Here is a 10891-nt window from a genome sequence, read left to right as displayed (position 1 = left end):
CCTATCTGGAAAAGGTACTGGATGCTGGGTTGGCTAAATTGACCTCAATTTAACAATTTGTTCACGCTCTCACCCTGGAGACATACTTGACCTTGCTGGCGTCCCCCAGTACCGCGGCGGCCACGGCGCGGCACACGTCCACGTCGAGCCCGGTCCAGGTTCCCTTGGCATCCGGGTTGGAGAACCCGGGCAGGCCGTCACCGACCCCGCACTGCACGAATCCCTTCTTCTTGACGGCATCCAGCGTACCGTCCGCCCACGCATTGGCTGCCATCAGCGACAGCGCCATCACCATACCTGCCTTGTGTATCTGCTTCATGTCACTCTTCCCTGTGGTTTGATTCGAACAGGCATCAAAATCTAGCGAGATGCCATCGTTTCCCTGCTTTTTGGCAGCTTATCCAGCCGCAGAAAAACCTGTCAATCGGTGCAATCCGGCCCAACCATGGTGCAACAGAACAAAATATCTAAACGGGGGAATATGCACTCTCAGAATCAAAAGTAGACCCTTATTTGCCAAATAGCCTGCTGCTTAAAACCCTTCTTGGCATGAGGATTATTTTCGAAAATAAATCGGCTGCACCGCATTGGGGCAGCCATTTCTGCTGACAACTGACTCATCAGATTCAGTTTTATGCCAAAAGCACCAGAGTGAGGCAGCATGACTCCATATGGAAAAATGGCGATAACAGGCAGGGAAAAGCAACAGAAAAAGAGGTAAAAGGCGGGAAAATGGCGACCTCATCTCCCGCAGGCTGGGCTTCAGAAAACCAGGAGGTCATCCTCCCCGTGGACCATCCGCAATGTCGGTGATGACGCCGTTTTCGACGGTGACAAACTGCATGAATTCCCGCTTGCCGAAGTTGTAGGTCCAGCGCTCGGCATACTTGACCGTCACTCTCGCCCCGAAGCCGTTCTCCTCGAAGCGGGTGAGATCTTCCTTGAGCATCGGCTGGCCGCAGCGAACCAGCAGCTCTGCCGTGGTGTCTCCCTCGGTCAGCAAGGCGTTCTTGCAACGCAGGGTACCTGCCTGCACAGGCAAGGCCGCCACCAGCAACAACCACAGAACAGGTTTCATTTTGCACTCCATTTGAACAGCATGGCTCCCAGCGAGATGCACACCAGGGCGAACACCATGACCTGACCCAGAGGGCCTGCCACCTCCTGCCATCCCGCCCCTTCCAGCATCACGGCGCGGGCTGCTTCGATGATCTGGCTGAGGGGCAGCCTGGCCGCAAGCTGCTGCAGCCAGGCGGGCGCGCCTTCCAGAGAGAACCAGACATCGGATAAAAACATCATGGGCAAGCTGATGAGATTGAGCAAACCGCTCGCCAGCTCCTCGTTCTGCAGGCGAGCGGCGATGAGCAGGCCAAGGGAGGCCATGGCCGTTCCTCCCGCCAGAGCGATCACCAGCAGCAGCCACCCCGACCCGATGAGGGGCACATCCAGCAGCCAGTAGGCCGCGCAGAAGACCAGCAGGCTCACCACCAGGGTGATCAGCACCCGTGACAGCAACTGGGCGAAGAGAAACTCCAGCGCGCCGAGCGGCGTGGCTCGCAGCCGTTTCAGCACCCCGTTCTTGCGATAACGCACGATGACAAACCCGACCCCGAACAGGCCGGAGAACATCAGGTTCATGCCGATCACCCCGGGCAGCAGCCAGTCGCCGTAGCGGATGGCGCGCCCGCTCAGGGACTCTCTTTGCAAGGGCTCCTGCACCGCCTGGCGCAGCAGATACTCGGCCATGGCCCCCTGAGGGGCATCCGGGTTTATCCAGTAACGCCCCCCGGCGGGTGAGAGCAGCAGGTCCAGCTGATGGTGACGGACCTTGAGCTGGCCCCTCGACGCCTCGTCATAGGGGATGATCTTGAGCAGCGGCACGGCGCGCAGCGGGGCATAGGTTGCGGGTAGTTCCCCCACCACCCCGATCTGCACCAGCGGTTTGGGCGGGCCGGAGAAGATGAGGGAGAAGCCGATGACCAGCAGGAGCGGGAAAAGCAGGTTCCACACCAGGGCCGCGCGATCGCGTACGAACTCGAGGGTACGGGCAAAGAAGAGCGCCCCGATGCGCTTGAGGGATCCCTTCATCGTCCACTCCCGGGATTGCATGTCGGCAAGGCGTACCGCAGCACGGAGGCCACGGTCAGACAGAACTCGGTCATCCCTCTCATGCGCCGCTCCGCAGGCTGTGACCGGTCAGGTTCAGGAAGAGATCTTCCAGATTGGGGGAGCGCACCTGCATGCCGGTGAGCGGCACACCAAGATCCAGCAAGGCTGGCAGCAGGGTCGCCACGTCGGGGCAACAGAGCTCCACCTGATCGCCGACCGGACGCAGGGGATAGCCGAGTCCAGCCAGGGCCGGGTGACCCCCAAGACGCACCAGCACGCCGTCGAAGTGTTGCGCCAGCAAGGCAGCCGGCGTATCCAGACTGAGCAGGTGGCCGTGATCGACGATGGCAATCAGATCGCACAGCTGCTGCGCTTCGTCCATGTAGTGGGTGGTGAGCACCACCGTCTTGCCCTGGGCCTTGATCGCCTCTATTCGCTGCCAGAAGTGGTGGCGCGCCTGGGGATCCAGTCCTGTGGTGGGCTCATCCAGAAACAGCAGTTCGGGATCCCCGAGCAGGGCCAGGGCCAGCAGCAGGCGCTGACGCTGGCCCCCCGAGAGCTTGCGACTGTCCCTGTCGATGAACTCGCCCAAGGCGCACAGATCGATGAGCAGCTCCCGTGGCAAGGGATTGGGGTAGAGGCTGGCGAACAGACGCAGGGTATCGCGCACCGTCAGGAAATCCTGCAGCGCCGTGTGCTGGAACTGGATGCCGATGCGGGAGCGATAATCCGGGCCGCGCGGGGCGCCGTGAAACAGGATCCGGCCGCTGTCCGGAGTGAGGATCCCCTCCAGCAGCTCGATGGTCGTGGTCTTGCCCGCCCCGTTCGGGCCGAGCAGGCCGAAACAGCTGCCGGCGGGAATGGCAAAGCTGAGCCCGTCCACCGCCTTGACGCCGGGGAAGTGCTTGACGAGATCGACGACCTCGATGATGGCTGCCATGGCGTGTCTCCCTCACATGGCCGGAATGGACGACGCTCTGACTATATCCAAATCCCCGCCGAAGGCACATGGCCCGTTTGGGCGGCCCAAAAACAAACGGCGACCTCAGGGTCGCCGTTTGCATCACGCCAGCCGGATCACAGGATGTCCAGCAGCTCCACTTCGAATACCAGAGCAGAGTACGGCGGGATGGAGCCGGCACCACGGGCACCGTAGGCCAGATCCTGCGGAATGTAGAGCTTCCACTTGGAGCCAACCGGCATCATCTGCAGCGCTTCCACCCAACCGGCGATCACGCCGGTCACCGGGAACTCGGCCGGTTGGCCGCGCGCAACGGAGCTGTCGAACACGCCACCGTGGGTGAAGGTACCGTGGTAGTGCACGCGCACGGACTGACCGGCAACCGGCACGGCGCCATTGCCTTCGACCATGACTTCATATTGCAGACCGGAGTCGGTGGTCTTCACTTCGGCGCGCTTGGCGTTGTCGGCCAGGAAGGCTTCGCCTTCGGCGGCAGCGGCCTTGGCGGCAGCTTCCTGCTCTTCCTGCATGCGGGCGGTGATCACCTGGAAGGCATCGTTGATATCGTCACGGCTGACCGCAAACTCCAGGCCGTTCAGGGCATCTGCCAGACCTTGTTGCAGGGCCGGGATATCCAGACCGGCGAAGGCTTGCTGAGCCAGTTGGTCGCCCATGTTGCGGCCGATGCCGTAGCTGGCCTTCTGTTCGATAGAGTCGTATTGGGACATTGAGAGGTTGCTCCGGGTCCTGATGGTAAAAGAGACGGGATGATAACAGACTTTTTTGCACCGTGCTGCCAAGACGCCCCTCAATTGCCCGCCGGTGGGAGACGCCTCACATCGGCCCCCTCATCCCCACCCCTTCTCCCGCAAGGGGAGAAGGGAGCAAAACAGAGCACCATATCGCCGCACGGCCTGTATCAGGCCCTGTCCAGCAACGCCCGCACCGCCGCGACCTTGGCGCCGTCGGTGATGTTGACCCGGCCGTCGTCCGAGGTGCCCATGTTGTCGTCACAGAGAGAGGCACCATGGCGCCGCACGGCCTGTATCAGGCCCTGTCCAGCAACGCCCGCACCGCTGCGACCTTGGCGCCGTCGGTGATGTTGACCCGGCCATCGTCCGAGGTGCCCATGTTGTCGTCACAAAGAGAGGCACCATGGCGCCGCACGGTCTGCATCAGGCCCTGTCCAGCAGAGCCCTCACCGCCGCGACCTTGGCGCCGTCGGTGATGTTGACCCGGCCATCGTCCGAGGTGCCCATGTTGACACCATGGGGCACCATGCCGCCGCGCCAGCCCATGCCGGACATATGTACTTCATTGACGCCGGTGAATTCGATGATGGTGCGCACGTTGTCAGCGTTGACCCCGGCCCCCGGCATCAGGCTGGCCCGTCCCGCCAGCGCCTGGTGCATGGCTTGCAAGGTTTCGAGCCCCGCCAGCGCGGTCGGCGCATGGCCGGAGCTCAGAATGCGCTCGCAACCCGCCGCGACGATCGTCTCGAGATCCAGCCGCCAGTCGGAGGAGAGATCGATGGCCCGGTGGAAGGTGACGCCGAGCGGCCCCGCCGCCTCGACCAGTTGCCGGAGCTTGCCTTCGGGTACCCGTCCATCTTCATCCAGCAGACCGACCACCACCCCTTGCAGGCCGGCGGCACGGGCGGCGGCGATATCCTGCAACATGATGTCGAACTCCCCCTCGCCAAAACAGAAATCCCCGGCACGGGGTCGGATCATGGCGTAGACGGGGGTGGTGGCGTGGCGCGCCACCTGCTGCATGAAACCATAGGAGGGAGTGAGACCGCCCAGCCCCAGCGCAGAGCAGAGCTCGATGCGATCGGCGCCGGCCGCCTGGGCGGTGAACAGGGATTCGAGGTTGTCGATACAGATTTCAAGACGGGTCATGATGACTCCTTGTTCGGGGAGATCAGACCCTCTGTCCGATCTCACAGATTGAGCAGGGCTGCACCGCGCACACCGCCGGCACCACCGAATCGGGCCTCGCGGATCGCCGGCAGGGCGACACCGGGCAGCAGGTGGCCGGGCAGACGTTTGGGCAGCTCCTCATAGAGGGCTGGCAGGGCGCTCAGGCCGCCCCCCAGCACCACCACATCGGGATCAATCACCGAGATGGCGGTGGCGAGGCCGGCGGCGATGATCTCGAGCCAGCAGTCGATGGTCGAGAGGGCCGCCGCCTCACGGGCATCGGCACGGGCGACGATCTGGTGGCCGCTCACCCGTTCCCCATGAACATGGTGGTATAGCCGCTCCAGGCCCGTGCCCGACGCATAGGTTTCGAAACAGACCAGGCGCCCGCAGCCACAGCGGGGACGGGGCAAATCCGGGTATTTCATCAGGATAGTGGCGGGCAGCGGGTAGTGGCCTATCTCCCCCGCCAGCCAGTTGCGCCCCTGGATGAGCTTGCCCGCCAGGTAGACGGCGCCGCCGATGCCGGTGCCTATGGTGACGCCGAGGGCGCTGCCAGCACCGTCTGCGGCCCCCTGATGCACTTCCGACCAGAGGAAACAGTTGGCGTCATTGTCGACCTTGACCGGTCGGCCCAGCAGCTCGGCCAGATCCGCCCCCAGATGGCGGCCATGGATGGCGGGCAGGTTGGCCGCCACTATGCTCCCGTCGAGGCGATTGAGGATCCCCGGAAACCCGATGCCGACGGCCCCTTTCACCCCGAAGCGCGCATCCGCCGCCTCGACCCGCTCGCGGATCAGCTGCTGCAACCCTTCGTAATCATTGCCGGGAGTGCTCATGCGCTCCTCGTGACAGAGATTCAAGGCGCCGTCATACACAGCGAACGCTATCTTGGTGCCGCCAATGTCAAATCCGTAGTACATGCCACACTCCCTTGCGGTGGACCCGGCCACCTCGGTCTGTCCAGATGGGGCACATTGTATTAATTCGCAAAAAAAATAAAGTGACCGGGGGCGAAAAACGGGAGCCAGCTCAAAGCAAACGGAACATTTGTCGCTGTTGGCAAGGTTGTCCGAGGCTCATCAGGGTGCGCTCCTGACCGTCGAACATGAAGCCGCGGCGCAGGTAGAATCCCTCGCCGATGTGATTGCCATCCAGCAGCCAGAGCCTGACGCACTCGCAACCGGCCCGGCGCATCTGCACCGCCACCGCCTGCCACAGCCGTTTGCCATGACCCTGACGCCAATGATCGGGATGAAGGTAGAGTGCCCGGATCCGCGCCGTCATCAAGCCTTCCTCCAAAGAGGGCTGCCAGTAGAGCAGGCCGATGACCACGTCGTCCTGACAGACCAGCATGGGAACGGGGCCGGGCTCGGCGAGCCGATGTCGCCAGATCTGCAGGTGGTCGGTCACCGCCAGCTGGGCCAGCATGTCGGCCCCCAGCACCTCCCCGTAGGCCGCCAGCCAGCTCGCCCGCTGCATCACCGTCATGGCGGCGGCATCGGCGGGACGCGCCAGGCGCAGGCTTACGCCTTGCACTGGGAAACCAGCCCTGATGCTTTCGCCTGCTGGTACAGGGGCTGCACCTCGGCCTGCTGGGCCTGCAGGTTGGCGATCCGGCTCTGGTCGCTGGGGTGGGTGGAGAGCAACTGGGGCGGTGCCTTGCCACCGGAGGCAGCGCTCATGTTCTGCCACAGGGTGACGGCTTCGGCCGGGTTGAACCCGGCGCGGGCCATCAGCTCGAGACCGAGTCGGTCCGCCTCGCTCTCCTGGGTTCTGCCATAAGGCAGGGCTATCCCCACCTGGACCCCGAGGCCCAGGGCGGCCATGGTGGCAGCGCCCCCAAGGCTGTCGCTGCTGCCGATGGCGGCGTCCGCCACCGCCAGCCCGATACCGGTCAGCTGATCCCGGGAGAGACGCTCGTTGGAGTGCTGGGCCAGCACGTGGGTCAGCTCGTGACCGATGACGGTGGCGAGCTGGTCCTGATTCTTGGCGACTTTCAGCAGGCCGCTGTACACGCCTATCTTGCCGCCGGGCAGGGCGAAGGCGTTGATCTCCTTGGAGTCGAACACCACCACCTCCCAGCTGGTGATGCCATAGCTGGCAGGCACCTGAGCGGTCACCGCCTTGGCCACGCAGCCCACATAGGCATTCATCCTGGCATCCGTGCTCACCTTCTCCTGCTGCTTCATCTGGGTGAAGGAGTCGGCGCCCAGCTGGTTCATCTGCTGGGGGGAGAAAAGCAGCATCTGGTTGCGACCGGTCGGTGACTGGGCGCAACCGGCCAGCAGGGCGCTGCACAAGGCCGTCAGGGCCAGTCTGGAGAGGGAAGATGCGCGCATGAGAGGGTCCTTTGCCGTGAAGTTGCCCTATTCTCGGAAATGCCGCCGCCCGGCGCAAGCCGGGCGCTGCGCCCTGCGACCAAAAAGATCCTGGGGCGCACCAATGAAAACGAGCCCGCATGGGGCTCGTTTTTCTGCAAGGGCTCGTTCTGTTACATGATGCCCAGCTTCTTCAGGTCGGCCTGAACCACCTTGGCCGGGACAGGCACATAGCCGTCCTTGGCAACGATGGTCTGGCCCGCCTTGGAGAGCATCATCTTCACAAACTCCTGCTCCATCGGGGAGAGCGGCTTGTTCGGATGCTTGTTCACATAGACGTACAGGAAGCGCGACAGCGGGTACTTGCCGGTGATGGCGTTGTCGGAGTTCGCCTCGATGAAGGTCTTGCCATCCTTGGAGAGCGGAACGGCACGTACGCCGGAGGTGACGTAGCCGATACCGGAGTAGCCGATGCCGTTCAGGGAGGAGGAGACGGACTGTACCACGGAGGCGGAGCCCGGCTGCTCGTTCACGCCACTCTTGAAGTCACCGTTGCACAGGGCGTGTTCCTTGAAGTAACCGTAGGTACCGGACACGGAGTTGCGACCGAACAGTTGCAGATCCTTGCCGGACCAGCTGCCGTCCAGACCCAGATCAGACCACTTGGTGGCCGCCTTGGCTTCGCCGCACTTGAGGGTGCTGGAGAAGATGGCGTCGATCTGCGACATGGTCAGCCCCTTGATGGGGTTGTCCTTGTTGACGAACACGGCCAGGGCATCGACGGCGACGCGGATGGCGGTCGGCTTGTAGCCGTAGCGCTTCTCGAATGCCTCCTCTTCACCGGCCTTCATGGCGCGGCTCATGGGGCCAAACTGGGCGACACCCTCGGTCAGGGCAGTCGGTGCGGTGGAAGAACCGGCGGCCTGGATCTGCACGTTGACGTTGGGATACATGCGCTTAAATTCTTCGGCCCACAGGGTCATCATGTTGGCCAGGGTGTCCGAGCCGACAGAGGACAGGTTGCCCGAGATGCCGCTGGTCGGTGTGTATTCCGGCAGGTCTTTATCCACACCGGCAGCCAGAGCGCTGACAGAAAACAGGGTTGCTGCGGTGAATCCGATGACACCAGCCAGTTTGTTGAGTTTCATCCAATCTCTCCAAGTCCAAGGTTGCAGAAGGCAATCGTCAGGTTGACGTCTATACGTGGTTGACACCCGATCGCAATGATCCGTGGGCCAGCACCACTCCTTCTCCAGTGTTACAGAAGGTCCGTTCTTTAAGACGGCGCCAGTATCTGGCCTGGCAGTGACAAATTTATGGAATTTATATGACACTTTGATGACATGGGCCGAGAATGGCCCGGATGAAAAAAGGGCTGCCATGCAGCCCTTCTCTCGTTGCTAACACATTGACACAAAATATTATTTCACCAGCACCATGCGGGCGGGAATGAGAAAGCTGAAGCGGCTGCCCGCACCGACCCGGCTCTCGATATCGAGATGGGCATCGTGATGACTCAGGGCATGCTTGACGATGGCAAGGCCGAGCCCGGACCCTCCGGTGTGGCGCGAGCGGGCCTTGTCGACCCGATAGAACCGCTCGGTAAGCCGCGCCAGATGCTCGGGGGGGATCCCCTCCCCCTCATCCTGCACCGCAAACAGCGCCATGCTCCCCTGCTTGCGCCACTCCACGGTGATCTTGCGCCCCGCCGGGGTGTAGTGGATGGCGTTGTAGACCAGGTTGGAGACGGCGCTGCGCAGCTGATCCTGATCCCCGCGCACCAGCAGATTGGGCTGAACCATGAAGACGATTTCGTGGGCCCGCTCGCCGGAGAGCGCCCGTGCTTCCTGCTCCAGCAGCCCCAGCATGGCGGGCATGTCCACCAGATGGGAGAGATCCACGGTAGGCGCCGCCTCGATGCGCGACAGGGTGAGCAGCTGGTTGACCAGATTGTCCATGCGGATCGTCTGCTCCATCATCACCTTGTGCGCCTTGGCCCACATGGCGGGGGGCGGCGGCTCCTCGGTCATCTCCAGATACCCCTTGAGCACGGTGAGGGGGGTGCGCAGCTCGTGAGAGACGTTGGAGACGAAGTGCTTGCGCGTCTTCTCCAGGCTGCGCAGCCGGGTCACGTCCCGCACCACCAGCATGGCCTGGTCCTCCGCATAGGGCATGATGCGAAATTCGAGGAACTTCTCCTCGTTGATGGGGGAGTGCATCTCGAACGGCTCGTCATACTGCCCCTTGCCCAGATAGGCGACGAAGGCGGGGTGACGGATCAGGTTGCCGATGTGCTGGCCGGCATCCTCGGGCCAGCGAAAGCCGAGCAGTTGCTCCGCCAACCGGTTGCACCAGAGGATGCTGCCGTCGGTGCGAAACACCACGGCCGCATCGGGCAGCGCCTCCGCCCCTTCCCGAAAACGGCGGATGAGGCCCGCCAGCTCCCGGCGCCGGGCCCGGTGACGCTGCTGCAACTTGTAGATGCCGTTGAAGATGTGCTCCCAGCTGCCGCTGCCGTGGGGCGGCACCAGGCTGCGATCGTGCCACAGCCAGTCCGACAGCCGCTTCTGGAAGCGGTAGTGCCAGACCAGGTGCACCACAGTGGCCACCAGCAGGCAAAGAACGAGATGATCGATTAACCAACCTACCAAGACGAAGGGGCTGTAGAAGAACGCCATTCGCCACAACTGTCGCCGCCAGGCGTAAGGTTGCAACATTAAGATCTCCTAGAGACAGCAAAGAGCCGGGTCCAATGCCCGCCGGCATGCGCTGGCGGCACTGGCCCTGACCTAGAGACGGGTCGAGAAGCGGTAGCCGGCCCCGCGCACCGTCTGGATCAATCTGTCGTGCCCCGTCTCTTCGATGGCCTTGCGCAGGCGGCGAATGTGCACGTCCACCGTCCTGTCCTCGACATACACGTTGGTACCCCAGACGTTGTTGAGCAACTGTTCGCGGCTGTAGACCCGCTCGGGGTGGGTCATGAAGAAGTGCAGCAGCTTGAATTCGGTCGGCCCCATGTCGAGGGCCTTCTCCTCGGCACTGACCCGGTGGGAAACGGGATCCAGCTTTAGCCCCTGCACCTCGATCACCTCGTCCACCGAGGTGGGAGAGACGCGGCGCATCACGGCGTGCAGGCGGGCGGTGAGCTCCTTGGGGGAGAAGGGCTTGGTGATGTAGTCGTCGGCACCGGCCTCGAGCCCGCGCACCTTGTCCTCTTCCTCGCCCCGGGCGGTCAGCATCACCACCGGGATCTGGCGAGTCATCTCATCCTGCTTGAGCTGCTTGAGGAACTGGATACCACTGCCACCTGGCATCATCCAGTCCAGCACGATGAGTTCGGGGTAGGGTTCGCGCACCTTTGCCAGTCCATCGGCGTAATCTTCTGCTTCTACTGTTTCATATCCCTTCTGCTCAAGCACGAAGCAGAGCATTTCGCGGATCGGTGCCTCGTCCTCGACCACCAGAATTCGCTTAGCCATATCCCTTCTCTCTCCTCTGTGACTGACTCTTATACACAAGTAGCGCCCTGAACGGAACCATTCCCGTTTTCCAGGATCTGATCTTCCATGTGACCTCCT

Annotated in this window: 13 protein-coding genes and 1 pseudogene; all 14 read right to left on the bottom strand. The window is 62.8% G+C overall.

Going from position 1 to position 10891, the window contains the following annotated elements; translation table 11 throughout:
• Positions 1–76: 76 nt before the first annotated feature.
• Positions 77–319, bottom strand: a pseudogene (locus tag OKC30_RS17205) (amino acid ABC transporter substrate-binding protein); the annotation flags it as partial.
• A 459-nt stretch (positions 320–778) separates the two neighbouring features.
• Positions 779–1090, bottom strand: coding sequence for a DUF2845 domain-containing protein (locus OKC30_RS17200; protein ID WP_029313965.1), 312 nt, complete (start codon positions 1088–1090; stop codon positions 779–781).
• Positions 1075–2088 carry an ABC transporter permease gene (locus tag OKC30_RS17195; RefSeq protein ID WP_270809714.1) on the bottom strand — a complete coding sequence of 338 codons (1014 nt, stop codon included), beginning with the start codon at positions 2086–2088 and terminating at the stop codon, positions 1075–1077. The genes OKC30_RS17200 and OKC30_RS17195 overlap by 16 nt, the downstream gene beginning before the upstream one ends.
• Positions 2089–2167: 79 nt before the next feature.
• Entirely contained in the window at positions 2168–3049 is an 882-nt protein-coding gene (locus tag OKC30_RS17190) for an ABC transporter ATP-binding protein (RefSeq protein ID WP_045523520.1), read from the bottom strand.
• A 137-nt stretch (positions 3050–3186) separates the two neighbouring features.
• Positions 3187–3798 (bottom strand): FKBP-type peptidyl-prolyl cis-trans isomerase, encoded by a 612-nt coding sequence (locus OKC30_RS17185; RefSeq protein WP_010673478.1) that lies wholly within the window; start codon positions 3796–3798, stop codon positions 3187–3189.
• Positions 3799–3989: 191 nt separating this feature from the next.
• Positions 3990–4109: a copper homeostasis protein CutC gene (locus OKC30_RS17180; protein ID WP_080769928.1), complete on the bottom strand. Its 120-nt coding sequence runs from the start codon at positions 4107–4109 to the stop codon at positions 3990–3992.
• An 8-nt stretch (positions 4110–4117) separates the two neighbouring features.
• Positions 4118–4246, bottom strand: a complete 129-nt coding sequence (locus tag OKC30_RS17175; protein WP_267882642.1) for a hypothetical protein — start codon at positions 4244–4246, stop codon at positions 4118–4120.
• On the bottom strand, positions 4246–4971 hold the full coding sequence (locus tag OKC30_RS17170; RefSeq protein ID WP_160837994.1) for a copper homeostasis protein CutC: 726 nt from the start codon (positions 4969–4971) through the stop codon (positions 4246–4248). The genes OKC30_RS17175 and OKC30_RS17170 overlap by 1 nt, the downstream gene beginning before the upstream one ends.
• A gap of 41 nt (positions 4972–5012) precedes the next feature.
• A complete protein-coding gene (locus tag OKC30_RS17165) occupies positions 5013–5915 on the bottom strand; it encodes an ROK family protein (protein WP_045523530.1) in 903 nt (300 codons plus the stop codon).
• Between the two features lie 109 nt (positions 5916–6024).
• Complete coding sequence (locus tag OKC30_RS17160; protein WP_039039287.1) at positions 6025–6531, bottom strand: GNAT family N-acetyltransferase; 507 nt, start codon at positions 6529–6531, stop codon at positions 6025–6027.
• A complete protein-coding gene (locus tag OKC30_RS17155) occupies positions 6519–7334 on the bottom strand; it encodes a M48 family metallopeptidase (RefSeq protein ID WP_160837996.1) in 816 nt (271 codons plus the stop codon). Before OKC30_RS17155 ends, OKC30_RS17160 begins: the two co-directional genes overlap by 13 nt.
• Before the next feature lie 152 nt (positions 7335–7486).
• Positions 7487–8461, bottom strand: a complete 975-nt coding sequence (locus tag OKC30_RS17150; RefSeq protein WP_010673473.1) for a PstS family phosphate ABC transporter substrate-binding protein — start codon at positions 8459–8461, stop codon at positions 7487–7489.
• Positions 8462–8734: 273 nt separating this feature from the next.
• Positions 8735–10030, bottom strand: a complete 1296-nt coding sequence (gene phoR, locus OKC30_RS17145; protein WP_010673472.1) for a phosphate regulon sensor histidine kinase PhoR — start codon at positions 10028–10030, stop codon at positions 8735–8737.
• A gap of 72 nt (positions 10031–10102) precedes the next feature.
• Complete coding sequence (gene phoB, locus OKC30_RS17140; protein WP_010673471.1) at positions 10103–10792, bottom strand: phosphate regulon transcriptional regulator PhoB; 690 nt, start codon at positions 10790–10792, stop codon at positions 10103–10105.
• Between the last annotated feature and the right edge of the window lie 99 nt (positions 10793–10891).

The sequence above is a fragment of the Aeromonas sp. QDB18 genome (genome assembly GCF_027705325.1).
GTDB classification, from domain to species: Bacteria; Pseudomonadota; Gammaproteobacteria; order Enterobacterales; family Aeromonadaceae; genus Aeromonas; species Aeromonas caviae.
Note: the sequence above shows the minus strand (reverse complement) of the source record. Positions and strands in the feature narration are given on the sequence as shown.